The sequence below is a fragment of the Achromobacter sp. FW305-C-13 genome (assembly GCF_058783475.1).
The window spans coordinates 1,907,214-1,930,498 of sequence record NZ_JBYSYN010000001.1; the positions used below are offsets into that span (position 1 = coordinate 1,907,214).

The 23,285-nt window shown below is 65.1% G+C and carries 24 protein-coding genes; 12 read left to right on the forward strand and 12 right to left on the reverse strand.

All coding sequences use genetic code 11. The annotated features are described in order from the left end of the window. From AC3WMU_RS08510 to AC3WMU_RS08525, 4 genes are all read left to right on the forward strand, one after another. The gene (locus AC3WMU_RS08510) at positions 1-1,155 is read left to right on the forward strand and encodes an acyl-CoA dehydrogenase family protein (RefSeq protein ID WP_424625980.1); all 1,155 of its coding nucleotides are present in this window, start codon (positions 1-3) and stop codon (positions 1,153-1,155) included. Between the two features lie 49 nt (positions 1,156-1,204). Beyond that, the gene (locus tag AC3WMU_RS08515) at positions 1,205-1,942 is read left to right on the forward strand and encodes an IclR family transcriptional regulator (protein ID WP_088588255.1); all 738 of its coding nucleotides are present in this window, start codon (positions 1,205-1,207) and stop codon (positions 1,940-1,942) included. Between the two features lie 28 nt (positions 1,943-1,970). Next, complete coding sequence (locus tag AC3WMU_RS08520; RefSeq protein ID WP_035212581.1) at positions 1,971-3,101, forward strand: CaiB/BaiF CoA transferase family protein; 1,131 nt, start codon at positions 1,971-1,973, stop codon at positions 3,099-3,101. A 61-nt stretch (positions 3,102-3,162) separates the two neighbouring features. Next, the gene (locus AC3WMU_RS08525) at positions 3,163-3,987 is read left to right on the forward strand and encodes an enoyl-CoA hydratase/isomerase family protein (RefSeq protein ID WP_006223319.1); all 825 of its coding nucleotides are present in this window, start codon (positions 3,163-3,165) and stop codon (positions 3,985-3,987) included. Positions 3,988-4,044: 57 nt separating this feature from the next. Here the strand turns inward: AC3WMU_RS08525 and AC3WMU_RS08530 are convergent, their stop codons facing one another. After that, positions 4,045-4,941 carry an oxidoreductase gene (locus tag AC3WMU_RS08530; protein WP_492282181.1) on the reverse strand — a complete coding sequence of 299 codons (897 nt, stop codon included), beginning with the start codon at positions 4,939-4,941 and terminating at the stop codon, positions 4,045-4,047. A 234-nt stretch (positions 4,942-5,175) separates the two neighbouring features. On the opposite strand from AC3WMU_RS08530, the gene AC3WMU_RS08535 reads away from it, so the two are divergent. Continuing rightward, complete coding sequence (locus tag AC3WMU_RS08535; protein ID WP_006223321.1) at positions 5,176-6,102, forward strand: LysR family transcriptional regulator; 927 nt, start codon at positions 5,176-5,178, stop codon at positions 6,100-6,102. 134 nt (positions 6,103-6,236) lie between these two features. Continuing rightward, on the forward strand, positions 6,237-7,190 hold the full coding sequence (locus AC3WMU_RS08540) for a LysR family transcriptional regulator (protein ID WP_280027404.1): 954 nt from the start codon (positions 6,237-6,239) through the stop codon (positions 7,188-7,190). Here AC3WMU_RS08540 and AC3WMU_RS08545 read toward each other — a convergent pair. Then, positions 7,125-7,859 carry an SDR family oxidoreductase gene (locus AC3WMU_RS08545; protein ID WP_280027402.1) on the reverse strand — a complete coding sequence of 245 codons (735 nt, stop codon included), beginning with the start codon at positions 7,857-7,859 and terminating at the stop codon, positions 7,125-7,127. The genes AC3WMU_RS08540 and AC3WMU_RS08545 overlap by 66 nt on opposite strands. Before the next feature lie 202 nt (positions 7,860-8,061). Between AC3WMU_RS08545 and AC3WMU_RS08550 the strand changes: the two genes are divergently transcribed. Both AC3WMU_RS08550 and AC3WMU_RS08555 read left to right on the forward strand, forming a co-directional pair. Further along, entirely contained in the window at positions 8,062-8,430 is a 369-nt protein-coding gene (locus AC3WMU_RS08550; protein WP_006223324.1) for a hypothetical protein, read from the forward strand. Between the two features lie 49 nt (positions 8,431-8,479). Further along, entirely contained in the window at positions 8,480-8,923 is a 444-nt protein-coding gene (locus tag AC3WMU_RS08555) for a DUF695 domain-containing protein (protein ID WP_006223325.1), read from the forward strand. 117 nt (positions 8,924-9,040) lie between these two features. Here AC3WMU_RS08555 and AC3WMU_RS08560 read toward each other — a convergent pair whose 3' ends face one another. Together AC3WMU_RS08560 and AC3WMU_RS08565 are read right to left on the reverse strand one after the other, a co-directional pair. After that, positions 9,041-9,643: a hypothetical protein gene (locus AC3WMU_RS08560; RefSeq protein ID WP_006223326.1), complete on the reverse strand. Its 603-nt coding sequence runs from the start codon at positions 9,641-9,643 to the stop codon at positions 9,041-9,043. 110 nt (positions 9,644-9,753) lie between these two features. Next, positions 9,754-10,644, reverse strand: a complete 891-nt coding sequence (locus tag AC3WMU_RS08565; protein ID WP_006223327.1) for a LysR substrate-binding domain-containing protein — start codon at positions 10,642-10,644, stop codon at positions 9,754-9,756. A gap of 150 nt (positions 10,645-10,794) precedes the next feature. Here AC3WMU_RS08565 and AC3WMU_RS08570 point away from each other — a divergent pair, with 150 nt between their 5' ends. Both AC3WMU_RS08570 and AC3WMU_RS08575 read left to right on the forward strand, forming a co-directional pair. Further along, complete coding sequence (locus AC3WMU_RS08570; RefSeq protein WP_006223328.1) at positions 10,795-11,190, forward strand: RidA family protein; 396 nt, start codon at positions 10,795-10,797, stop codon at positions 11,188-11,190. Between the two features lies 1 nt (position 11,191). Continuing rightward, positions 11,192-12,349, forward strand: a complete 1,158-nt coding sequence (locus AC3WMU_RS08575) for an NADH:flavin oxidoreductase (protein ID WP_492282182.1) — start codon at positions 11,192-11,194, stop codon at positions 12,347-12,349. Positions 12,350-12,373: 24 nt separating this feature from the next. Here AC3WMU_RS08575 and AC3WMU_RS08580 read toward each other — a convergent pair whose 3' ends face one another. The 6 genes from AC3WMU_RS08580 to AC3WMU_RS08605 form a co-directional block, all read right to left on the reverse strand. After that, entirely contained in the window at positions 12,374-12,871 is a 498-nt protein-coding gene (locus tag AC3WMU_RS08580; RefSeq protein ID WP_035212587.1) for a transporter suffix domain-containing protein, read from the reverse strand. After that, the gene (locus AC3WMU_RS08585; protein WP_424625987.1) at positions 12,868-13,953 is read right to left on the reverse strand and encodes a DUF2955 domain-containing protein; all 1,086 of its coding nucleotides are present in this window, start codon (positions 13,951-13,953) and stop codon (positions 12,868-12,870) included. The genes AC3WMU_RS08580 and AC3WMU_RS08585 overlap by 4 nt, the downstream gene beginning before the upstream one ends. Further along, positions 13,943-15,097 (reverse strand): HlyD family secretion protein, encoded by a 1,155-nt coding sequence (locus AC3WMU_RS08590; RefSeq protein WP_280027399.1) that lies wholly within the window; start codon positions 15,095-15,097, stop codon positions 13,943-13,945. Before AC3WMU_RS08590 ends, AC3WMU_RS08585 begins: the two co-directional genes overlap by 11 nt. After that, positions 15,090-16,643, reverse strand: a complete 1,554-nt coding sequence (locus AC3WMU_RS08595) for an efflux transporter outer membrane subunit (RefSeq protein ID WP_492282183.1) — start codon at positions 16,641-16,643, stop codon at positions 15,090-15,092. The genes AC3WMU_RS08590 and AC3WMU_RS08595 overlap by 8 nt, the downstream gene beginning before the upstream one ends. Before the next feature lie 451 nt (positions 16,644-17,094). After that, positions 17,095-17,646 carry a Dps family protein gene (locus AC3WMU_RS08600; RefSeq protein WP_280027395.1) on the reverse strand — a complete coding sequence of 184 codons (552 nt, stop codon included), beginning with the start codon at positions 17,644-17,646 and terminating at the stop codon, positions 17,095-17,097. 149 nt (positions 17,647-17,795) lie between these two features. Next, positions 17,796-18,470 (reverse strand): TetR/AcrR family transcriptional regulator, encoded by a 675-nt coding sequence (locus tag AC3WMU_RS08605; protein ID WP_492282184.1) that lies wholly within the window; start codon positions 18,468-18,470, stop codon positions 17,796-17,798. Between the two features lie 111 nt (positions 18,471-18,581). On the opposite strand from AC3WMU_RS08605, the gene AC3WMU_RS08610 reads away from it, so the two are divergent. Both AC3WMU_RS08610 and AC3WMU_RS08615 read left to right on the forward strand, forming a co-directional pair. Next, a complete protein-coding gene (locus AC3WMU_RS08610; protein WP_006223336.1) occupies positions 18,582-19,283 on the forward strand; it encodes a DAPG hydrolase family protein in 702 nt (233 codons plus the stop codon). 61 nt (positions 19,284-19,344) lie between these two features. Then, complete coding sequence (locus AC3WMU_RS08615) at positions 19,345-20,517, forward strand: MFS transporter (protein ID WP_088588273.1); 1,173 nt, start codon at positions 19,345-19,347, stop codon at positions 20,515-20,517. A 325-nt stretch (positions 20,518-20,842) separates the two neighbouring features. On the opposite strand, the gene AC3WMU_RS08620 is transcribed toward AC3WMU_RS08615, so the two are convergent. Next, the gene (locus tag AC3WMU_RS08620; RefSeq protein WP_085946884.1) at positions 20,843-21,055 is read right to left on the reverse strand and encodes a YbdD/YjiX family protein; all 213 of its coding nucleotides are present in this window, start codon (positions 21,053-21,055) and stop codon (positions 20,843-20,845) included. Between the two features lie 18 nt (positions 21,056-21,073). Further along, on the reverse strand, positions 21,074-23,155 hold the full coding sequence (locus AC3WMU_RS08625) for a carbon starvation CstA family protein (RefSeq protein ID WP_006223339.1): 2,082 nt from the start codon (positions 23,153-23,155) through the stop codon (positions 21,074-21,076). Positions 23,156-23,285 lie beyond the last annotated feature (130 nt).

A 23,285-nucleotide genomic window follows, 5' to 3' on the forward strand; every position in this document is an offset into this window, starting at 1 on the left:
ATGGACTTCTCATTGGACTCCACCCAGATCGAATTGCGCGACTCGTTGCGCCGGTACCTGGCCGCCGAAGTCGCGCCGATCGTCAACCGCTACGAAGCCGAAGCCCGCGTGGTGCCGCAGGACATGGTCCGTGCCATGCGCGACTTCGGCCTGCTGGGCGGCATGCTGCAGGAAAAGGACGGCGGCTATGGCTTGCCGATGACGACCTACGGCATGCTGATAGCCGAGCTGGCGCGCGTCTGGCCTTCGCTGCGCAGCATCGTCAGCACCAGCAATCTCGCCGCCTCGGTGCTGAGCGAAGGCGGCTCGCCCTACCTGAAGGAAAAGTACCTGCCGCGGGTCCTGTCGGGCGACGCGATCGCCAGCTTTGCCCTCAGCGAACCCAACATCGGTTCGGACGCCGCCAACGTCGAAACCCGCGCCGTCGCAACCGCGAGCGGCTGGCGAGTCAACGGCCGCAAGCTCTACATCAGCCTGGGCACGGTGTGCGAGCTGGGCGTGGTGTTCGTGCAGACCCAGCGGCAAAATGGCGAGCGCGGCGTTTCCTGCCTGCTGTTCGAGCGCGCCATGGCGGGCTTTTCGTCCAGCCCCATCCACAAGATGGGCATGCTGAGCTGCCCGCTGGGTGAACTGCTGTTCGAAGACGTGGAGATTCCGGCGGCCAACCTGATCGGCACCGAGGGCAAGGGCTTTGCGCTGGCCAAGAAATACCTCAACATCGGCCGCTGCGTGGTGGCGTTCTCAGCGCTGGGCATTGCCGAGGCCGCCTACGAGGCAGCGGTAAAATACGCCGGCGACCGGGTCCAGTTCGGCCGGCCCATCGGCGGCTTCCAGCTGGTGCAGCATATGATCGCCGACATGATGACGCTGGTCGAGACCTCGCGCCTGCTGTGTTGGCGCGCCGCCGACGCGCTGGACCGCAACGCCGCCGACAGCCAGATGCTATGTTCGATGGCCAAGCGCCACGCCACCGACGCCGTGCTGCGCGTGGCGGAACTTTCCATGCAAGTGCATGGCGGCGCGGGCTACACCACGCTTTTCCCGGTCGAGCGTTATTACCGCGACGCCCGCCACCTGAGCATTGCCGAAGGCACCAACCAGATTCAGGCCTTGCTCATGGCGCAAAGCGTATTGGGCATATCCGCCTTGAAATGACCGGCTACGCCAAAGCCCCGGCCGGCTCCCCACTCAACTCCGACATCCTATGCCGCAAATTCTCCCTACCGCGCAACGTGTGCTGCAAGTCTTCGAAGTCTATGCGCGGGAACGCCGTCCCCTGACGAATTCGGAAATGGCGCGCTTTCTCGATCTGGCCGACAGCAGCTGCTCGGACCTGCTCTACACGCTGCGCCAGGCCGGCTATCTGCTGCGCACACCGAAATCGCGCTACTTCCACCCGACGGGCAGGCTGCTCGACGTGGCGCAAGGCATCTCGGCGGCCGACCCGCTGCAGGCCTTCGCATCCGAAGCGCTGGAGATCCTGACGCGCCAGTCCGGTGAGTCCTCCATGTGCGGCCTCCTCGACGGCAACAAGGTGAAGATCTACGCCAGCCAGGAGAGCCCGCGCGCCTTGCGCTACGTGGTGCAGCCCGGCACCACCTTCGACCTGCAGGTCGCCGCGCTGGGCAAGGCCTTGCTGGGCGAGATGGACGCGACGGAACGCAATGCACTCATCGACACGCTGCCGTTCGAGCACGTCACGGCCAGCACCATCACCAACCCCGACACCTTGCGTGCGCAGATCGAATCGCAACGGGCCAAGCACTACTTCAACAGCCGCGACGAGGGCAATGAAGGCGTGTCGGCCGTCGGCATCGCGGGCCGTGTGGGCGGCCAGCTGACGGCGCTGTCCATTGTCGGCCCCACTCACCGCATGGACGCCAACATGGAGAAGTACATCCAGATCATCCTGGACGCGCGCGCCGAATTCTTCGAGTCCTGAAACACGCAATCATGGAGTGACGATAGACATGGCTGGTCCTCTGAGCGGATTTACGGTGGTGGAAATGGCCGGCATAGGGCCCGGCCCGTTCTGCGCCATGATGTTGGCGGACATGGGCGCGGACGTGATTCGCATTGACCGGCTCACGCCCGGATTCCTGGGCGGCGGCGGCACCGTCATCGACAGAGGCCGCCGCACGATCGCGCTGGACCTCAAGCAGCCCGGCGCGGCTGATATCGTATTGCGGCTGCTGGACAAGGCCGACGCCCTGCTCGAAGGGTTCCGGCCGGGCGTCATGGAAAGGCTGGGCCTGGGGCCCGACGAATGCCTGGCGCGCAATCCGCGGCTGGTGTACGGACGCATGACCGGCTGGGGGCAGGACGGTCCGCTGGCGCAGTCGGCCGGCCATGATCTGAACTACATCGCCATCACCGGCGCCCTGCACGCCATGGGCCATGCCGAACTGCCGCCCGCGCCGCCGCTGCACCTGGTCGGCGACATGGGCGGCGGCGCCATGATGCTGGCCTTCGGCGTTCTTTGCGGCCTGCTTGAAGCCGGACGCACTGGCCGGGGCCAGGTGGTGGACGCGGCCATCTGTGACGGCGCCTCCCTGCTGGCCAGCGCCTACCACGGCAAGCTGCAGAATGGCGGCTGGGTCAACCAGCGCCAGTCCAACATGCTGGATGGCGGCGCCCACTTCTACGGCTGCTACACCTGCGCCGATGGCAAGTACGTCTCCATTGGCGCCATCGAACCACAGTTCTACCGCCTGTTGCTGGAACGCTGCGGGATCGACGACCCGGATTTCCAGCAGCAATGGGATCGCGCGCAATGGCCGCAGCTGCGCGCCAAGCTGGCGGGCATCATCGCCGGCAAGACCCGCGAGCAATGGTGCTTGCTACTCGAAGGCACGGACGCCTGCTTTGCGCCCGTGCTCGACTTCGAAGAAGCGCCGCGGCACCCGCATCACCAGGCGCGCGGCAGCTTCGTCGAAAGCGGCGGCACGCTATGCCCCGCCCCCGCGCCGCGCCTGTCGCGCACGCCGGGGCAGGCCCGCGCCGTACCCACGCCGGGCGAGCACACGGAAGAACTGCTGGCGGAACTGGGTCTGGCGCAAACCGAGATCCAGGCCTTGCGCGAACGCGGCGCCATCGCCTGACGGGCCGCGGCAGCTTGCGGCCAGGCTCAAGTGCGCGGCCCGGCCATCATGGAGTGCAGACATGGAGAACGATACGATGCAAGTCATCTCTAGCGAGTTCAAGACCCTGCTCTATGCCGTCGAAGGCGGCGTCGCCACCATCACCCTCAACCGCCCTGCCCAGAGAAACGCGCTGGACCTGACCATGCGCGAGGAGCTGGCCCACCTAGTGGACGCGATCCGGCGCGACCGCGGCGTTCGCGTCGTGATCCTGGCGGGCGCCGGCGGCGCCTTCTGCTCGGGCGGAGACATCTCCACCATGGGGTCCGGTGGTTCCGCCGAGGAAGCGCGGGAGCGCATGGCCAGCCTGCTCCTGACGATAGAAGGCCTGATCACGCTGGACCGGCCGGTGATCGCGGCAGTCGACGGCCCGGCCTATGGCGCCGGGCTGGGCCTGGCCCTGACCGCCGACCTGATCCTGGCATCGCCGCGCGCGCGCTTCTGCCTGTCGTTTCTGCGGCTGGGGGCCATTCCCGACTGCGCCACGATGTACACCCTGCCGCGCATGGTGGGCCTGCAACGGGCCAAGGAGCTGGCCTTTTCCACCCGCGAGTTCCAGGCGCAGGAAGCCAAGGAAATGGGCATCGTGTTCGAGATCCAGCCGCAGGAGCTGATCCACGAGCGCGCGCGGCAGATCGCGCTGTCCATGGTCGAACTGCCGATGGCGGCGCTGGCGATCACCAAGCGCGGCTTGAATGCATCGCTCAACAGTGATCTGAACACCATGCTGGACATGGAGGCCGCAGGCCAGGGCGTGGCGCGCTCTTCCGAGTACCACCGCGAGGCCGCTGGCCGCTTTCTCGACAAGGTGGCACAGCGCTTCCAATGGCCGGTGGCGAACGCCTGATAGGCCATTGATCACCACATCGACTTCTTCGAGCATGCCGTTGACGAACGCCGGTCTTCAACCCGGCCCGTCGCTCGCCGCGGCCAGCAGCGGCACGATGATGTCGCTGATCGGCGTCGGGATGCCGTGGGCCCGGGCGCGACGCGGGACGACGCCGTTTCGGATGTCCCATTCGAGGGGCCGGCCGGCTTCGCGGTCTGTCAGGATGGACGTGCTCAAGTCGGCGGAAGCGGCTTGCAACTTGGCGAGGATTTCCTGAGGGACCTCGTCGCCCAGATTGGCTCCCTCGGCGCGCGCCACGGCCAGGCATTCTCGCAAATATGCCAGCGAGAGCCCGGCGATGTCGGGCCGGACGAACATGCCGGCGCGCCGATGCGTCAGGGCCATCAGGCCGGCCACCGCGTTCTGCAGCAGTTTGCGCCAGGCCACGGACGGGAAATCCGCGGAGATCTCCACGGCGCACCGGGTATCCCGGAGCCCCTCCACCACCACGCGGGAGGCCGGCGAGTCCGGCAGGCTCAGGCGAGCTTCGCCCCGCAAGCGTACCGAGCCGTCGGCTTGAGACTGCGCGGGAAACCACACGACAGCCGGGACGACCCGCGCACGCGGCGCGTGCTTTGCGACCGCTTCCAACTGTTCAACGCCATTCTGCAGTACGCACACGACGGTATCCGGACGGCACAATGCCGCAAGCCATCCTGACGCCGTCTCGGTCTGCGTCGCCTTGACCGCGAGAAAAACCAGATCCACCTTACGGTCGATCCGGCCCGGCTCGGTCTGCACGGGGCCCGGAACGAGGACGCGACGATCGCCATCATGCAGCGTGAGGTGGTCGCGGGGCGTGCGTCCGCACAACAGCTGCGGGCGGCCAACCTCGTGCAGCGCGGCGGCGATCGTTGTGCCGATGGCGCCCGGGCCCACGATGGCAATGGCGATATCTGTTGCGGGACTCATGAGCTGGATTCCTTCGTAGCGCGTGCGGCCAAGATGTCGTCTGACTTCAAGACGGAAGAGGCATACCTTAAAGCAGAAATGTCGTCTGGCACCTTAAAGCCCTGCTCGTTGAAGGGGGGGGTAAATACCGCTGTCCGCACGCAATGAGTGCGTCAAACGCAAGGGTCTATTCATGCTCTCGCTGCACGGTATAGGGGTAGGATTCTGCTTTTTGCAGCAGATGCGAGGCACACCATGGAGCACCCCGACCTGAACCTTCTGCTCGCGTTGGACGTGCTGCTGGAGGAAGGCAGCGTGAGCGGCGCGGCCAGGCGCATGAACCTGAGCCCACCCGCCATGAGCCGCACGCTGGGCCGCATCCGCGAGACCCTGGGCGACCCGGTCTTCGTGCTGGCAGGCCGCAAATTGGTACCGACCCCCAGGGCACTGGCGATGCGCGAGCAAGTACGTGTGGCGGTCGAGCACGCGACCCAGGCGCTCGCTCCTGCCACCGAATCCAATTTGACAACGCTGGAGCGGCGCTTCAGCGTGCGCGCCAATGACGAATTCGTGGGCATCCACGCTGGCCGTTTGCTGGAGGCGATGGCACGGGACATGCCCCGCGCCATGCTGCGTTTTTCTCCCGAGGAAGACGATGTGGACGTCGAGGCGTTGCGCAGCGGTCGTATTGACCTGTTTATCAGTGCATCCCGCAAACTCGGCCCGGAAATCAGGGTGCAGCCGTTGTTCACCACCACGTTCGTCGGCGTCGCCCGCGAGAACCATCCGATTTTCGAAGACGACATTACGCCCGAACGGCTCACGCGTTGGGGGCACATCGGCATTTCCCGGCGCGGCAAGTCCGCGGGCCCTCTCGACGCCGCATTGGAGGCCCAAGGCCTGCAACGGCATGTGTCCCTGATCGTGCCCACGCCCTCTGCCGCCCTGTTCACGTTGCAAGATTCCGACCTGCTGCTGCCCATGCCCGAACATCTCGCGCGCAGCGCGCTCAGCGCCGGGCTGCGCATCCGGCTGTTCGATCTGCCCGTGCCGCTGGAAACGGTGCTGCTTACTCAGGCCTGGCACCCCCGCTTCCAGAGCGACCTTGCGCACCAGTGGCTGCGGCGCACGATCCTGGGCCTGTGCCGCGGGGATGGAATTCCGATTGCCCCCCACGGCTAGCTTCCAGGTGATCGCCGCGCCCAGGCGGGTTGCCGTAAACTCAGCATCACATCGCCATCCGCCTGGCGGTGGGGCCACGTTACATCCCCAGGCTCCGCCCCCGGGCCGCCCCATACGGCCAACGCCCCAGTCCCATGTTCCAACTACGGCAGCTGAAAATCTTCGTCGCGGCAGTGGAAACGTTGAGCTTCACACAAGCCGCCAAACGGGTACACCTGTCCCAGCCTAGCGTGACGGAACAGGTGCGAGCGCTTGAAGAAAGCGTCGGCCAGGCGCTCTTCATCCGCCAGAACAATCGCCTGCAACTCACCGCAGCCGGAGAAAAACTGGCCATCCGCGCGCGCGAGTTGCTTGCCATGGCCGATGATGCCTACCGGGAAGTCCGCGACAACGTCGACAACCCAGGCGGCACGATCCGGGTCGTTGCCCCGCAGACCTTGTGCACCAGCGTGCTGCTTCCGCAACTGCTGCACTTTGCGGGCATGCATCCCGACACACAGGTCGCGGTGCAGGAAAGAAACTCCCAGGCGACGGCCCAGGCGGTGCTCGATGGAACGGCCGACCTTGGCCTGGTGCACGGGTGGCCGGCGCACGACGTCAACCTGCGGGCGGAAGTCATTGCCCGGGACATGCCGGTGGTCGTGCTGCCCCCTGGCCATCCCCTCAGCCAGACAGCTCGCATCAGCCCTGACGCGCTTGCGGCGTTTCCGCTGATCGTCACGATGGAAGGCTGCCGGTATCGGGAATACCTGGAGGCCCTGTTGCAGGATGCCTCCGTGCGGCCCCGTATCCGAGGTACTGCCGACAGCGTACCGGCCTTGATGCAGATGGTGGCCGCGGGACTTGGGGTATCGATCCTGCCACGGATGGCGCTGGATCCGGCGGCAACCGCGGCACGCGGCCAGTGGCGGCCATTGTCGACAGGGGGAGAAGGTCTTCCCATCTGTCTTCTCACCTTGCTTCGCGCGCCCACGCGCCAGGTGGCCGCCTTCATCGAGATGATCCGGCTTGCGGCGACTGCTTCAGACGAGCCGATGCCCGCCATCGACATGCAGCACGGTGCCGGTCGTGTAGCCATTGCCAAGTAGGAAGACGATGGCATCGGCGATATCGTCGCCGGTGCCGACCCTGCCCACGGGAAGCTGCTCGGCCATCGATGCCAAGAGCGGTTCGCTGTCGGCGCCAGCCACGTCCTTCCAGATCGGCGTACGGACCCAGCCCGGCGATACGGCATTGATCCGCAACGGCGCAAGCTCGACGGCCATCGCACGTACGACCCCTTCCAGTGCGGCATTGATCGCCGCCACGGCCACGCCCTTGGGCCTGGGCCGATAGGCGGCGATGCCGGAAGTCAGTGTGATCGAGCCGTGTGCCGGCATGCGCTGGGCGCCATGCTTGGCCAGCAGGATGGGCGCGACGACCTTCGAGCTGATGGCCCGATCCAGCGCGTCCAAGGAAAGCTGCGGCAGCAACTCGTAGGCGCCACGGATGTCGGCAGCCGTGCAGACCAGGTGGTCCACCGGACCGGATTCTTCAAACAGCCGCTGCACTTGCGCTTCGCTCGTCACATCCACCTGATGCAGGCGGGGCGCGCCAAACGCCCGCAGCGCCTCGCGCGCCGCATCAAGTTTGTCGCGGGATCGGCCCACGATCAGCACCTCGCAATGCAGGCGCAGCAACTGTGCACTGACGGCCAGCCCCATGCCGGAGCTACCGCCGACGACCACGACGCGTTGTCCCGCAAGACGGTTACCCATGCTCATCTCCTTGAAAATCGTGATTGGAAGTTTGGAATGAGCGATGGTGGCGTGACGCGCAGTCAGGCGCCAGAAGGAATGTCTGATCGAGGCATCGGCCTATCCGATGGGGATCCGCATCTGCGGTATTCTCAAGGCGGTCCGTCCGACGCCAGCCAGTCGTTTCGTCGAATAGCATCAACCGACCGACAAGGAAATCATCATGAATAACCCTTTGCGCGCGTTCATCATTGCCGCATCCGTCTCTGGGCTTGCCGCTTGCGCCACCCCGCAGGCCAACGTCCCCATCACCGGCAACACGCACGCGGGTGCAACGTTGAAAGCCGACGTCGCCCAAAACCTTTCCATGCAGGCCCAAATACAATCGAATTGCCAAAAGGTCGACGCGATTCAAACCGAGGTCGTGAAGATCAATCCGGTCGGCACCGGCAATTCGGCCGCGTCACGGCAGTACGGAAGCGTCGATGAACGATGGATCGTGCAACTGTGCAACCAGCAGATTCCGTTCAAGGTGACGTTGACACCGGATGGCCAAGGCGGAACGTTCTTTTCCACGTCTCGAGACAAGTAGTACCCAACCCCGAACCCGTCGGTTCGGCTTCAATGCAGGAATTTATTCAATGAGCAGCATTTTTCCAGGCGATATGTGGGCCGTGGGCGAAACCCGCGTCAACGGTCTGTCGGTCATCGTTCGTTTTCGTACCGGGATGCCGTCGGCGCCTGATCGTCAGATCCATGAGAACCTGATCATCATCTCGTGGCCCTATACCGGCATCGAGTCCGGCATGCCCAATGACGAAGACAAGCAGCACACCAATCGCTTTGAAGAGGCCATCGAGCAAGCCTTCGAGAACTCCCCCGTCGGTGTGCAGGTGGCTTGCATGACAGGCAATCATCTGAAGGAGTGGCGGTACTACACCGATAACGTCGAAACCTTCCTCGACGCATTCAACGCCTGCCTGGCGGGACATCCGGTCTATCCCATCAACCTGCGCATGTTCAAGGATCCCGATTGGAATGCCCTGTCGGAACTGCAGCCCGCAGGCTCTGAACAGATTCACTGAAGGACGTTCGGCAGCGCCTGCCATACATGGACCGGCGCTGGCCTTTCAGATCTGCTTGCCGTCGCAAGGCGGCAAGTGCGGGCACCGGTCAACTCTCGGAGCGCGCCTTCATCGAACTCAGAAGCTGGGCTTCCTGGCGTTCGACTGATTGATGAATTCGACCCGCGCGTCAGACCACGCCGGGTCATAGAGCCGGATGCTCACGCCCGTGTAATTCAAAACGGCCTGCTTCATATCGATCGAGCAGCCCATCCCCGGGTTCGAGCTCGGCTTCTGGCACCATTCCAGGGAAAGGTCATTGGGATAGTTTGACTGCCTCCCGTACTTCTGTACGACTGCCTGGCCCATGGCGGCTTTGTTGGCGGGGGTCCACGGCATTTCATAATTGATCAGAGACACCGCCAGGGGCCGTTGTTTATCGACGGGAACTCGCGGCTCGAAATGAACCACCAGCTCGACGCCGTCTTTCCGATAACTGAAATCCAGTGGCGTTTTCGTGTTGGTGACGGGGTTCAGCGTCGCATATCCCGCCTTCATTTCGCTTTTGCTGACTTGGAAATTCTTCGCCGCTGCGGCGACGGCCTCGTCGTAATCCATACCGGTCTTGACCCCCGCGATATCAAAGGTCCGCGCGTCCACAGACCGGGGAGCTTCAGCGTGCGCCGGGGCGAGCACGGCGACGTTCAGAGCGGAAATCAGGAAAGCAGCTTTCAACTTCAAAATAAAATCCTCGACAAATGGTGCCGCGGATTATCCGTTCAGGACGCTACGCCGTCCCCAATAAAATGCAACGGAATTTATCTGACGATTGAACCCCTACTACGTGGCGGTTATTCCCGATGCGCCGCCTGTGCCCGCAACCATTGCGCCACCGCCTGGACCGGCGCCGAGCGCGGCCGGTCGGCGTACGTGGCCAGGTGATAGGTGTGCCCGTCGATCGCCGGGCCGAAGGGCTGCACGAGGTGGCCGGCCTGCAGTTCGTCTGTTACCAGCGCCAAGCTGACCAGCGCGATGCCATGGCCGGCGACGGCCGCCTGTATGGCATGGCCTTCGTCCGAAAAGCGCAGGCCGCTTGCCTGAGGCGGTTCTGCCCGTTGCGCGACCTTGAACCAGCGTTCCCAAGTGGGGTTGTCGGGCTGCGGCCGCTTCCAGTCGAAACGGATCAGTGGCACGCGCGCCAGGTCTTCCGGAGACGTGACGCCCAGGCGCGGGTTTGACACCGGCGCGAACCGGTCGTTGAACAGGGGCTCTGTCACCAGACCGGGATACGGCCCGCGGCCATAGCGAATTGCGATATCGACCGCCGTCGATCGCAAGTCGACGAGATCGTCGCTGGCCAGCAACTGCAAGTCGATGCCGGGATGCAGGGCCCGGAAGTCACTCATGCGCGGCACCAGCCATTTCACGGTGAAGGCATTCGTCGCGGAAATGCTGACCTGGGTTCGCGTTCGCTGTTGCATCAACCGGGCCAGCGTCGCCTCGAACGCATCGAACCCGTCACGCAGCACCGGATAAAGCAGCATCCCCGCATCGTTCAGCGTCACCTTGCGCACTTGACGATCGAACAGTTCAAGACCGGTCTGTGCCTCCAGCGCCCGGATCTGGTGGCTGACGGCGGTCGGGGTCACGGACAGTTCGTGGGCGGCCGCCTTGAAGCTGCCCAGGCGCGCGGCCGCTTCGAATGCGCGAAGTGCAGAAAGCGGAAGAACTCGGCGTTGCATGCGTAGCGCCTGACCTATAGATGAGAAATTCTCTTCTTATAGCTGACAAATGAACCTTTGTCACGAGCGGTTTCGGTGCCTACATTGGAGGCCTGAACCGGCCATTTCCTGGCTGACTTCCCCTCCCCTACAAGTGAAGGAAATCGCATCATGCTGCAACGCGTTAAGACCCAACCCGACAATTACGAACCTTTCCTGCTGTCGCAAGGCATCCAGTACGGGAATCTGCTCTTCATCTCCGGGCAAGCCGGTGCCGCCGACGACGGCAAGATCGTCTCGGGCGGCTTTTTGGCCCAGGGCGAGCAGGCCTTCTCGAATTTGCGCCGCGCGTTGGAAGCCGGCGGCTCCAGCCTGGCGGACGTGATCAAGGTCACCATCTTCGTGACCGATATGGGGCATTTCCAGGACGTGGTGACGCTGCGCCGCCGCTTCTTCTCGGCGCCCTACCCGGCCGACACGATCGCGGAAATCAAGGCGCTGTACGACCCGGCCGCGATGATCGAGATCGAGGCCATCGCCGCAGTACGCCACCCGGAGGGCCGTTGACATGGACACGACTGTCGATCGTTCGACCGGCGATGCGCACACTGCGCACGCCAGATTGTTCACGCCGCTTCGGGTGGGACGGGAATTGCGCCTGGCCAACCGTCTGGCCGTGGCGCCCATGACACGCGTCAGCGCCACGGCGGACGGCCACGCCACCCCGCTGATGGCCGACTACTACGAAGCTTTCGCCGCCGGCGGCTTCGGCCTGGTGATCACCGAGGGCATCTATACCGACAAGGCCTATGCGCAGGGCTATCTCTTCCAACCCGGCCTGGCCGATGACGCGCAGCGCGATGCGTGGCGCACCGTGGTGGACCGTGTGCATGCGCACGGCGGCCGCATCATCGCGCAATTGATGCACGCCGGTGCGCTGTCGCAGGGCAATCCTTATTGCACCGGGACGAAGGGCCCCTCGGCGGTGTTGCCGGCGGGCCAGCAAATGGCCTTCTATCGGGGTGAAGGGCCGTACCGCTTGCCCGACGCGATGTCCGCCGATGACATCGCCCAAGCGATCGAAGGTTTTGCGCAGGCGGCGCGCCGAGCGCAGGAAGCAGGATTCGATGGTGTCGAGATACACGGCGCTAACGGGTACTTGCTGGACCAGTTCCTCACCGCCCACACGAATCTGCGCCAGGACCGCTACGGTGGCAGCCTGGAGAACCGCCTGCGCGTGACGGCGGAGGTCATCCAGGCCGTCCGGCAGTCGACGACACAGCCCTTTGTCGTGGGCGTGCGCAGCTCGCAGGGCAAGGTCAACGACTTCACGCACAAGTGGGAAGGCGGCGAGGCCGATGCGGCGCAGATCTTCGGCACGCTCGGCGCGCTACCCATCGACTACCTGCACACGACCGAGTTCGAAGCCTGGAACGCCGCCTTCGGCGCGCCAGGCGCCAGCCTCGCCGCGCTGGCGCGTCGGCATGTTTCGGTGCCGGTGCTGGCAAACGGGTCGCTCCATGACGCGACGCAGGCCGCCGGGATGCTGGCGCGGCAGGAGGCGGACTTCGTGTCGCTGGGCCGTGGCGCGCTCACGCACGCCGACTGGCCCCTGCGGCTGCGCGCTGGCCAGGCGCACGAGGCGTTCGATCGCGGGTTGCTGGCGCCGATCGCTGACTTGGCCAATGCGGCTCGTCATCGTACGGCCCGCGCAGAGGCGAAGTAGCCAGTCGCATGAAAATGCCATTGCCTACACCGAGCGGACGAACAGGCCTCGCAGCTTGTTCCAGAAGTCGCCGCCCAGCACGAAAAAGCTCGCGATGAGCATGACGTCTCCCAGCAGTTGCAGCTGCCACAGGTTGGGCCTGAGCCCAGGCCAGATCTGGTCGATGTAGGGTTCAAGCATCGACGTCAGCAGCGGCAGGACGAACATCACCAGGCCAATGGCGTGGCGGACAGGACCAACTTTCTGCACCGGCGCCAGGCGCTTGGCGTGGCCGAAGACGATCGCCTTGAGCTGCTGGAATCCCTCTTTGCCCATGACGGCGATGCACGAGATCAGCAGCACTTTGTTGGCGATGAAGATCGCGCCCGTCAGGGCCGCGATGCGCGAACCCGGCGTGTCCATCGAGGCCGCGATCGGAATCAGGAGCCACAGCGCGAAGGCCAGGATGAACATGCCGATGCCGCACTTGAAGCGCCATCCGGCGGGGGAGGCAGCAGGGGGTTGAGTGTCTTGCGGGGTCATGGTGGGCTCCTTTTGAGTCTTCCAGGCGAATAGCGGTGAAGAAGGCCAGGTTTGCGCGGCGTCCGGGGTTGCGGTTCAAGCAGGCGCAGCATCAGGCAGGCATAGAGCGTGACGACGATGAACAGTCCCATGCGCACCGCGAAGGCGGTGTAGACGTCCTTGCCCGCGACACTGTCCTGCACCGATTGGCCAAGCAGGATGATCAGCGTCACCAGCGTGTTCAACCAGAAGCTGGGCGGATGCCGCGTCGGGGCTAGTCGATAGAGTTTGCGCGCGGCCACCAGGCCAAACAGCAGCATCCACAGGAAGAACATCCACAGATTCACGAACAGGCTCAGCGCGCACCAGAAGACGATCGCCAGCGCCCCCCCCAACAGCGTCGAGCCCAGCAGCTCGCGCGCAGCGCCCTGCGCTGCGGCAACACCACTCTGTCGGCCCAGGCTGATCGATTTCAGGATGATGGGCATGTAGCCCAGCGGATCGGTCAGCGCCAGCAGAAAAGCCGGCAGCACGACCAGCGACGCACGCAGCGCCAGCCGGCTGGCCTCGTTGTCGGGCAGGACCGGAGGCGGCGGCGGCACCGGCGCGTTGGGCGGCTCAGGAAGCAGCCAGTGGCAGAACCCCAGCACCAGGACGGCGACGAACAAGCCCTTGACCAGCGCCTCGATCACGATCGCAGCCAGCCTGAAATCGATGGTGCCGGCGGCCGAAATCATGGTCAGGCCGATGGCCAGGAACAGGGACACGAGGTTGTTGCCACCGCGCATGCCGAAGCGAAAGGCAAGAAAGAGCCCCAGGCCGATCAGCAGCACGCCGCTTAGCGGGTAGTAGCGCAGCACCGGGCTGAGCAACAGGCCCAGGGCCGTGGTCACGAGAACCACGACGATCAGGCCCAGGCCGGCCTTGAACGACAGCGGGCGGTTCATCGAGGCCAGCAGGAACAGGCCGAGCACCGGCGCGACCATGGGAATCGGCAGGTTCAGGCCGAAACCGATGGCCAGGCAGAGCGCGGTGCCGATGGCCAGGCGCAGCGCCCGCCGGGCACGTGGGTCGGGATCAGCATGCGTAGCGTCAGTAGGCATAGGAAAGCCAGCTCATCAGGCGCAAGTACACGCGGCCCAGCGGGTTGAGCGGATTGCCCGGAAAAGGAAACGCCATGACCTCTGCCTGGCCCCCTACCCGCACGCCGCGCAAATTGGGCAATTCCCCCGGATTGATCTCGACCGCGACCGGAAAGCGTTGCGCCGGGCGCAACCAGTCGCGGCTGTTTTGCACCGTCGGCAGGCTGCCAGGCGGCGTGCCGGGCCCGACGCTGACGCCATACCCCACGCTGCGCACGCGGCCCTCGAAGATTCTGCCGGGCAGCGCATCCAGCACCACCGACACGGGCGTGCCGGCTTCGACATGGCCCAGATTGTTTTCCGTCATTTCCGCGTTGATCCAGACGTCGTGGATGGCGATCAGCGTCATCACCGGGTTACCGGCGGCGGCGAATTGACCGACATCGGTGCGCAGGTCGGTGACCAGGCCCGCCGCGCGGGCGCGCACCTGCGTGTTCGCCAGATCCAGTTCTGCCTTTTCCACGGCGGACGCGGCGCTGCGCAGCTTGGCGTTGTCTTCCTCGTTGCCGCCCTCCTGTTCGCGCGCCCGCTGCACTTCCGCCCGCGCCGCCGCGACCTGGCTGACGGCCTGCGCCAGGTTCGCCCGCGCGATCTCCAGCCGGCGCAGCGAAATCGTGCCCTGGTCGTCGCGGTACAGGCGCTCGAGTCGGCTGCTGTCCTGGCGCGCCCTGACCTCATTGGCCTGCGCCGCACGCAACGACGCCTGCGCGGAATCGATGCCGGCCGTGCTGGCGCCGATCTGCCGGCGCGTCGCCTCCAGGTCTGCGCGGGCGCGGTCCAGGGCGATCCGGTAATGCTCCGGATCCACTTCGAACAGGATGGCGCCGGCCTGGACGTCCTGGTTGTTCCGCACATGCACCTTGGCCACGCGGCCCGATACCTCCGAGGCCACGGATACGACAAAGGCCTGCACGCGCGCCTGTTGCGTGTAAGGCGTGAACCGGTCGGCCAGCAGATACCACACCAGGCTCACCACGATCAGCAGGCCGACCCACCTGACGCCCTTCCGGGAGGGGTCGGAAGGAGGTGGCGGCGGCGGAGCCGCGGGCGGCGCTGAGGGCGTTGGGGTCGCGGGAGCGGCGGGGGGACGGGGCGTGTCACTCATCGGATCGCACCTTCTGCACGGAAGGACCCGCGGCGGGGCCGGACGGCTCGGACAACAGATCGCCCCAGTCGGTGCGCTGCCGCATCTGGTCGCGCGTGGCCGGGTCGAGCACGGGCGCGTCGCTGTGCCAGCCGCCGCCCAGCGCCTTGTACAAGGCAATCAAGTCGCTTACGGCGGCGCCCCGGTTCACCACGTAGGCGTCCTGCTGGGCGGCCAACGCGCGCTGGGCGTCCAGCACCCGCTGGAAGTCGGAATAACCCTCGCGATACAGCGCGTTGGCCAACGTCAGCGAGCGCCCGGCAGCCTGTGCCGAGTCATGCAGGATGCCATCACGCTCCAACGCCTTGATCAGCCCGCTGGCGGCGTCGTCGGCCTCGCGCGCCGCTTGCCGGACCGCGTCCTGGTAAGCGACGATCAGTTGCTGAAGTCGGGCGTCCTGCACGCGCACGTTGTTTTTCAGGCGGCCGTAGTCGAACACGTTCCAGCTCAGCGTGGGTCCACCCAGCAGCGCCATTCCGCCCGACGTCCCCGCCAGCGACGTGGCGGACCAGACGATGCTGCCCAACAGGGCCACCGAGGGATAGAGGTCCGCCTCGGCCACGCCGACCAGCGCCGACTGCGCCGCGATACGAAATTCCGCGGCACGGATGTCGGGGCGTCGCAACAGCAAATTGGCGGGAACGTCCTGCAACACCGCCCGGTCGATCAACGGCACGACGGCCGCCTTTTCCGCCTGCGCCGGCAATTCCGGCATGGGGCCCGGCGGGCGGCCAATCAAAATGGCCAGCGCGTTGCGCGTCCGCGCGATCTGGCTTTCAAATTCAGGGATGGTGGCCAGGGTGCTCAGATACTGGGTCTTTGCCTGCTGCAGGTCGAGTTCATCCGTCTCGCCGCTTCTGAATAGCCGTTCGGTAATTTCGTAGCTGCGCTTCTGGATGACGGCGTTGTCGCGGGCAATGCGCAACCGCGCCTCGGTCGTGCGCAGGGCGAAGTAGCTTTCGGCGACTTGGGCATGCAGCAAAACCAGCACGTCTTCACGATGCGCCTGGGCCGCAAAATATGACGCATCCGCCGACTCGATAGCGCGACTGAATCGCCCCCAGAAATCCAGTTCCCAGCCAATGTCGAATCCCGCGCTGTATTGCCAGAAGCTGCTGGGGCGCGGGTTCCCCTCGGCCGAGCGCGAAGACCGGCGTTGATACAGGGCGTCAGCGCCCACGATCTGGGTTTGGGGATAAAGGCCGCTGCGGGCGATGCCAAGCTGCGCGCGAGCTTCCATGATCTGCAGCCCGGCGATCTGCACGCCCGGATTGTTCGCATCGGCCTGCGCGATGACATATTCCAGGACCGGGTCGTCGAAAAGCCGCCACCATTCTCGGGCATCTGGTTGCGGCCGCGCCTGGGTGGCCAGCTGCAACGCCGGCGTGTCCCATTGGCCGGTCCATGCCTCGCGCGAAGGTTCGAAGTCCGGGCCAAGCTTCACGCACCCCTGCAGGCAGAGCACGCCAGCCAGCAGCAGACGACGGTAACGAGTCAGCAGCGACATTGGGCTAAAGCTCGATCAAAAGCCGAACCGCAACAATTCAAGCTGCCGCGCGTACTGCGGCGCGTGCCGCGTGAACGCCCTTACACCCCGCGTCTATGCGTGCCAGCCCTTGCCTGCCGGCGGCGCTTGCGCCTGGCGGTCAATATCGACGGTGCCTTTTCGCCTTGGCGAGTTGCCTTCGTTTGGTCAGTGCAAACATGCCCGCAAATGATTCGGTTCTTTTACTGCTTCCCGCCGCCTGCGCCTATTGGATAAAAGCCTTAGTCGCGGCGGGAGAGTGCGGGCGCCGCAGGCCATGCGTCCCGAATTAGGGGTCCGGCTACGGTACTCTCGCCAGGCCGATACGGGGTGAACGTTCATGGGCCAGGAAATGAACAAGCCGGGGGCATAAAAAACCGCCCAGGCCGTCATGGCTGGGCGGTGGTTCGTGCGCGCGGGGTGAGCGCCGGGATCAATGGCCCGTGGAGTCGCCCTGGCGGCTGGCTTCGAACAGGAACCAGGTGCGGCGTTCGGTCTCGTCGATCCAGTTTTCGATCAGGCTGGAGCTGGCGATGTCGCGATGCTCGTCGGTGATGTTGTGGGCTTCGCGCAGCGAGGCCGCCAGCACCTTATTGTCTTCGCGCAGCTCGGCCAGCATGTCCAGGGGCTGGACGTAATCGGCGTCGTTGTCCGAAATTCGCTGGGTGCGCGAAATGTGCCCGATCGAACGCAGCGTGGTGCCGCCGATTTTGCGGATGCGTTCCGCGATGGGGTCGGTCATGGCGAACAACTGGTCGCCTTGCTCGTCAAGCAGCAGGTGGTAGTCGCGGAAGTGCGGACCGCTGACGTGCCAGTGGAAATTCTTGGTTTTCAGATACAGCGCGAACACGTCGGCCAGTAGCTGGTTCAGCGCGGCGGAGATGTCGCGGGTGGCAGCAGCCGCCAGGTCGGTAGGCGTTGCCAGCGGAAGTTTGCGCCGCTCTTTGAGCGTCTTGGTGGTCTTCTCATTCAGTTTCTTGGCCATGAATTGCCGCTCCTTGGAATGATAGAAAGTACGCAGTCTCGGCATGGACTACGCCATGCGAGATACCCCAGGGTAATCCCGCACGCGGCCTTTGCCAATGGCTTGAATCAACTGGCGGCAAGCTGAATGCTCAACGCGGCCCAGCTCCCTCAGCCTTTCAGCGCAAACCCGGGCCCGTCGCCGGTGCGGCTTGCGGCAAGCAGCGCAAGCGCCGCCTGGATACGGTCGCTGACGGAACCCTCCGGCAACGGCGGCGCCAGGCCCAGCGCCATCTGCCGCAGGGGCTCGGCGATCACCATGGACAGCAGCAGGCCAGCGGTGACGTGCGGCTGCCGGATCTGGATCAGGCCGCGTTCGCCCAACCGGGCGAGCCAATCGCCCAGCATCGCCGTGCCCCGTTCGATGCCGTTCTTCTGATACACGGGCAGCAGCGCCTCGCGCGCCGGGAATTCCGCCGTCAGCAAACGGAACATGCCCACCGCGTCGGCCGACAGCGCACGCGCTGCAATCACGTCCAACACGCGGGCCAAGGCGGGCAGCACCTCGGCAGACGTCTGGACTTCCTGGGCCATCACGGGTTCAAAGGCATCCGTCCAGCCGCGTACCACCTGGGCCACCAGATCCTCTCGATTGGCGGCATACCGATAGACGGTTTTCTTGGCCATCCCGGCCCGCTTGGCAACCGCTTCCAGCGTGGTCGCGGCATAGCCGGCGTTCAACAGCAGCCACGTGGCGGCTTCAAGCGCCGCCGCCAATTGTTCCGATTCCGGCCGGGCCGGACGCCCGCGCGCACGGGGCGCGGCGGTCGGGGATGTTTGCGGCATCGACGCCGTCCTCCTGAGTGTTCCGGATGCGATCTTACACGCTCGTTTATTTAGGAAACGCTTAACGTTTCTTTATTATAGAATAGGTGCTCCCCAACTCGGAGCCTCTCCATGGCCACCCCGCACCCGGACGATTCCCACATCCTGGCAGACATCGACACCCTGCTGGACCCCTCCCCCTTGCGCCTGGAAACGGGCATCACCCGGTTGCCCGGCGGCGGACTGGTGGTGGCCGCGCGCACCGACCTGCACGGCTGCAAGGGCCGCATGCTGGACTGGTGGTTCACGTTTTTCGAAACCACCCAGCACATCAAATGGTGGCACCCGCAGGACCATGTCGAGCATCGTGGGTGGGACGCCCAATGGCGGCGCGGCGAAAGCTATATCGGCGCATCGATTCACGCCGTGGAATCCCTGGCTGACATCCCGCCCGTGGCCGCGAAGCTGAAATTCCACGACCCGCGCGAATGCTTCGATCCGCTGCGGCTGCAAGCGGCCCTCGAACGTCAGGACGTGTCAGCCGCGGTCTACGCACGCATTGGATTCGGCGAACACATCACGCTGGACGCCGACGGTGATCCCCTGGACGGCGACATGATCCATCTGGCGCGCGACACGCCGTTCGGCTGCGTGTTGCGCAGCCGCTTCTATCTGGGCAAGTCCAGCGCGCACCCCGAACACGACGTGCCCGATGCGCTGGGCCTGAGCCTGCTGCGGCATTGCTATACCGAATTCACCTACCTGTCGCGCTTCCTGCCGTCGATCTATTACGGCGAACACGCCAACGGTGAAAAGGCCCCGCTGCCCTGGTAGCGCCCGCCCCTGGAAGGAGTATGCTACGCGCCTTCGTCTCAGCCAGATTCACACCATCGCTATGCGCGGCAATCCCGACGCCAGACAAGGCGCCATCGCGTTGCACGGGTTCTACTTCCTGTATTACGGCCTGCAGGGCGTCAGCATCCCTTTCCTGCCCTTGTGGTTCGCCAGCCGCGGCGTGGATCCCGCCGTCATCGGGCTGATCGTCGCCACCTCCTTCCTGCCCAAGATCCTGTCCACGCCGGTCGTGGCCCATCTGGCCGACCAGAGCGGCCGCGCACACGCGCTGATCGCCTCGGCGCTGGCGGCGTCGCTCGTGCTGTTCATCTGCTATCCGTTTGCGCAGACGGCAGGCTGGATGTTGGCCATCACGCTGCTGCTGAACGCCGTCTTTCCGGCCGTGCTGCCGCTGATGGACCGCATGGCGATCGCCAGCGGCAGAAAGCAAGGAAACGCCTACACCATCATGCGGGCCTGCGGATCGCTGGGCTTTGCGGCAGTCACCGTCATCGGGGGCTACCTGATCAAGACCTTCGACGCCGACTGGGTGATGTGGCTGTCGATCCTGCTGATCGTGGCCTGCCTGGCTTGCGTGCGGCTGCTGCCTCAGGCCGCGCGCCCTGCCGCCGACGAGGCTCCCGTCGAGCGCGTGCGCCTGCCCATGCTGGCGGTGCTGCGCGACCGGCCGCTGCTGATGTGCATCGCGGCAGCGTCGCTGGTCCAGGCCAGCAACGGCTTCCTGTATTCCTATTCCACGCTGTATTGGACCGCCAGCGGACTGACGACCGCACTGATTTCGCTGCTGTGGGTCGTGGGCGTCAGCAGCGAAGTGCTGTTCTTCTTCCTGGCGCCCAAGGTGCTGGCCCGGACCGGCGCGCAATGGCTGATCCTGATGTCGGCCGTCATGACGGCGATCCGCTGGGCGGGCCTGTCCGCCACCACCGACCCGGCGCTGATCGCCGCGCTGCAACTGCTGCAGTGCTTCACGCTGGCGGGCAACAACGCCGCGATCATGTGGTACATCACCCGCCACGTGCCTGCCGCCTGCAAGACGTCGGCGATCGCGCTCTACGCGCTGCTGTCTGGCGGCGTGTTCATGTTCGGCAGCATCCAGCTGGGCGGCGCGCTGTACCGCAGCTATGCACCGGGCGGCTTCATCGTGATGGCCGTGTGCGCGCTGTGCGCGGTACCGCTGGTGATCTATTCGGAAAAGCTGCGACGGGTGTCGTAGGATGGGTGAAGCGCGAGAATCCTTAAGGAAGAACCCGACTGCATAACGCGCGTAACCCATCAAGCAGCGGCGGAATCTTGGACAACGCAGCCAGGGGAACATCGCTGCATGATGGGTTCTTTTCCCCTTCGGCCAGGGAACCATCGCTGCTTGATGGGTTACGCGCGGCCAAGGGCGGCGTTCTGTTGGCGGAATTGGCGCGCTCCACCCATCCTACGTCCTTGCCTACGCCCCAATTCCACGTCCTTTCGCACGCCCCCAATCCCACGTCCTCTCGGACGCCCCAATCCCACACCCAAAGAAAAAGCCCCCGAAGGGGCTTTCGTCAGCAGCAGCCGATCCGTTTCTTGCCGCCGTAGCGCGCGTCCTGGCGCTCGCGGAAGAAGGCCTCGTACGTCATCGGCTCCTGGTCAGGGTGGGTACGCCGCATGTGTTCCACATACGTCTCGTAGTCCGGCACGCCGACCATTAACCGGAGCGTCTGCCCCAGGTAACGGCCGGCGGCGCCGGCGGCTGAACTCATGTTGCCAAACAGCATGCGGCGCCTCCTTGGCGGTCAGTCCGCGCCCGCCGCGGCGGGCAGCGTTTCGTACGGCGTCTCGCGCGAGGTCGGCTTGTTTTCGGCGCGGGCGCGCTGCACCGACTTCAGGCCGAACACCACGATGCTGACCACCACGAACATGAAGATCGCGCACAGGCCGGCGTTGATGTAGTCGTTCAGCACCACGCGCGACATCTCGCCCAGCGACTTGGCCGGGGCCAGTACCTTGCCTTCGGCGATGGCAGCGTTGTACTTGTCGGCGTGGGCCAGGAAGCTGACGCGCGGATCGGCGTGGAACAGCTTCTGCCAGCCGGCCGTCAGCGTGCAAGCCAGGAGCCACAGCGTGGGCAGGATCGTGACCCAGGCGTAGCGGTCGCGCTTCATCTTGAACAGCACGACGGTACCCAGCGTCAGCGCAATCGCGGCCAGCATCTGGTTGGCGATGCCGAACAGCGGCCACAAGGTGTTGATGCCGCCCAGCGGATCCACCACGCCCTGATACAGGAAGTAGCCCCAGGCCGCCACGCACAAGGCGGTGGCGATCAGATTGGCGGGCAGCGAATCCGTGCGCTTGAGCGACGGGGCGAAGGTGCCCAGCAGGTCTTGCAGCATGAAGCGGCCGGCACGCGTGCCCGCATCCACGGCGGTCAGGATGAACAGCGCTTCGAACAGGATGGCAAAGTGGTACCAGAAGGCCATCATGCCGGGGCCGCCGATGGCCTGGTGCAGGATGTGCGCCATGCCCACGGCCAGCGTCGGGGCGCCGCCCGCGCGCGAGATGATCGTGCTTTCGCCGACGTCCTTGGCCGTCTGGATCAGGTCTTGCGGCGTGACCACGAAGCCCCAGCTGGACACGACCTGGGCCACCTGATCCGGCGTGGTGCCGATGACGGCCGCCGGGCTGTTCATGGCGTAGTAGATGCCCGGCTCGATCACGCAAGCCGCCACCAATGCCATGATGGCCACGAACGATTCCATCAACATGCCGCCGTAACCGATATAGCGGGCCTGGGTTTCGTTTTCGATCAGCTTGGGCGTGGTGCCCGACGAGATCAGGGCATGGAAGCCCGACACGGCGCCGCAGGCGATGGTGATGAACAGGAACGGGAACAGGTTGCCCGACCAGACCGGGCCGGTGCCGTCCACGAACTGCGTCAGCGCGGGCATCTTCAGTTCAGGCGCTACGACCACGATGCCGATCGCCAGGCCGACGATCGTGCCGATCTTCAGGAAGGTCGACAGGTAGTCGCGCGGGGCCAGCAGCAGCCACACGGGCAGCACGGCGGCGATGAAACCGTAGATGATCAGGATCCAGGTCAGGCCCTTGCCATCGAAGTCGAACATCGGGCCCAGGACCGGATGCGCGGCCACGTCCTGGCCGAAGGTGATGGCGGCCATCAGGCCGACAAAGCCGATTATCGACACCTCGCCGATCTTGCCCGGACGGATGTAGCGCAGGTACACGCCCATGAACAGCGCGATGGGGATGGTGGCCGCAACCGTGAAGGTGCCCCACGGCGAATGCGTCAGCGCCTTCACCACGATCAGCGCCAGCACGGCCAGGATGATCACCATGATCATGAAGGCGCCGAACAGCGCGATCACACCGGGGATCTTGCCCAGCTCGGACTTGACCAGATCGCCCAGCGAACGGCCGTCGCGGCGGGTCGAGATGAAGAGAATCGTGAAGTCCTGCACGGCGCCGGCGAACACCACGCCGGCCAGGATCCACAGCATGCCCGGCAGATAACCCATCTGCGCGGCCAGCACCGGGCCCACCAGGGGGCCGGCGCCGGCGATGGCGGCGAAGTGGTGGCCGAACAGCACGTGCTTGTTGGTGGGCACGTAGTCCAGGCCGTCGTTGTGCTTCCAGGCCGGCGTCATGCGCGAGGCGTCCAGCTGGAAGACGTTCTTCGCGATGAAACGGCTGTAATAGCGGTATGCGATCAAATAGACGCATACGGCGGCGATCACCACCCATAGCGCGTTGATGGTCTCCCCTCTGGCCAGCGCCACGGTGCCCAGCGCGAACGCGCCCAGTACCGCAACCGCCAGCCAGACCAGGTGCTGACCCAGTCCCTTACTGCTGGTATGCATAAGTGCTCCTCTTGCCTCCCGCCATGCTTGTGGCGTGAAACGCTTTTTTCGTCCCGCGGAAGGCAGACTCATTGTTGTGGGGTGGCGGACGCGCACGCGCCCGCACTGCGTCCTGGGGACGCGGGCGTTA

What these genes read in the sequence shown, in the direction of transcription:
- AC3WMU_RS08510 (WP_424625980.1), top strand. Translation starts at nt 1, where the DNA reads ATGGACTTCTCATTGGACTCCACCCAGATCGAATTGCGCGACTCGTTG.
- AC3WMU_RS08515 (WP_088588255.1), top strand. Translation starts at nt 1,205, where the DNA reads ATGCCGCAAATTCTCCCTACCGCGCAACGTGTGCTGCAAGTCTTCGAA.
- AC3WMU_RS08520 (WP_035212581.1), top strand. Translation starts at nt 1,971, where the DNA reads ATGGCTGGTCCTCTGAGCGGATTTACGGTGGTGGAAATGGCCGGCATA.
- AC3WMU_RS08525 (WP_006223319.1), top strand. Translation starts at nt 3,163, where the DNA reads ATGGAGAACGATACGATGCAAGTCATCTCTAGCGAGTTCAAGACCCTG.
- AC3WMU_RS08530 (WP_492282181.1), bottom strand. Translation starts at nt 4,941, where the DNA reads ATGAGTCCCGCAACAGATATCGCCATTGCCATCGTGGGCCCGGGCGCC.
- AC3WMU_RS08535 (WP_006223321.1), top strand. Translation starts at nt 5,176, where the DNA reads ATGGAGCACCCCGACCTGAACCTTCTGCTCGCGTTGGACGTGCTGCTG.
- AC3WMU_RS08540 (WP_280027404.1), top strand. Translation starts at nt 6,237, where the DNA reads ATGTTCCAACTACGGCAGCTGAAAATCTTCGTCGCGGCAGTGGAAACG.
- AC3WMU_RS08545 (WP_280027402.1), bottom strand. Translation starts at nt 7,859, where the DNA reads ATGGGTAACCGTCTTGCGGGACAACGCGTCGTGGTCGTCGGCGGTAGC.
- AC3WMU_RS08550 (WP_006223324.1), top strand. Translation starts at nt 8,062, where the DNA reads ATGAATAACCCTTTGCGCGCGTTCATCATTGCCGCATCCGTCTCTGGG.
- AC3WMU_RS08555 (WP_006223325.1), top strand. Translation starts at nt 8,480, where the DNA reads ATGAGCAGCATTTTTCCAGGCGATATGTGGGCCGTGGGCGAAACCCGC.
- AC3WMU_RS08565 (WP_006223327.1), bottom strand. Translation starts at nt 10,644, where the DNA reads ATGCAACGCCGAGTTCTTCCGCTTTCTGCACTTCGCGCATTCGAAGCG.
- AC3WMU_RS08570 (WP_006223328.1), top strand. Translation starts at nt 10,795, where the DNA reads ATGCTGCAACGCGTTAAGACCCAACCCGACAATTACGAACCTTTCCTG.
- AC3WMU_RS08575 (WP_492282182.1), top strand. Translation starts at nt 11,192, where the DNA reads ATGGACACGACTGTCGATCGTTCGACCGGCGATGCGCACACTGCGCAC.
- AC3WMU_RS08580 (WP_035212587.1), bottom strand. Translation starts at nt 12,871, where the DNA reads ATGACCCCGCAAGACACTCAACCCCCTGCTGCCTCCCCCGCCGGATGG.
- AC3WMU_RS08585 (WP_424625987.1), bottom strand. Translation starts at nt 13,953, where the DNA reads ATGCCTACTGACGCTACGCATGCTGATCCCGACCCACGTGCCCGGCGG.
- AC3WMU_RS08590 (WP_280027399.1), bottom strand. Translation starts at nt 15,097, where the DNA reads ATGAGTGACACGCCCCGTCCCCCCGCCGCTCCCGCGACCCCAACGCCC.
- AC3WMU_RS08595 (WP_492282183.1), bottom strand. Translation starts at nt 16,643, where the DNA reads ATGTCGCTGCTGACTCGTTACCGTCGTCTGCTGCTGGCTGGCGTGCTC.
- AC3WMU_RS08600 (WP_280027395.1), bottom strand. Translation starts at nt 17,646, where the DNA reads ATGGCCAAGAAACTGAATGAGAAGACCACCAAGACGCTCAAAGAGCGG.
- AC3WMU_RS08605 (WP_492282184.1), bottom strand. Translation starts at nt 18,470, where the DNA reads ATGCCGCAAACATCCCCGACCGCCGCGCCCCGTGCGCGCGGGCGTCCG.
- AC3WMU_RS08610 (WP_006223336.1), top strand. Translation starts at nt 18,582, where the DNA reads ATGGCCACCCCGCACCCGGACGATTCCCACATCCTGGCAGACATCGAC.
- AC3WMU_RS08615 (WP_088588273.1), top strand. Translation starts at nt 19,345, where the DNA reads ATGCGCGGCAATCCCGACGCCAGACAAGGCGCCATCGCGTTGCACGGG.
- AC3WMU_RS08620 (WP_085946884.1), bottom strand. Translation starts at nt 21,055, where the DNA reads ATGCTGTTTGGCAACATGAGTTCAGCCGCCGGCGCCGCCGGCCGTTAC.
- AC3WMU_RS08625 (WP_006223339.1), bottom strand. Translation starts at nt 23,155, where the DNA reads ATGCATACCAGCAGTAAGGGACTGGGTCAGCACCTGGTCTGGCTGGCG.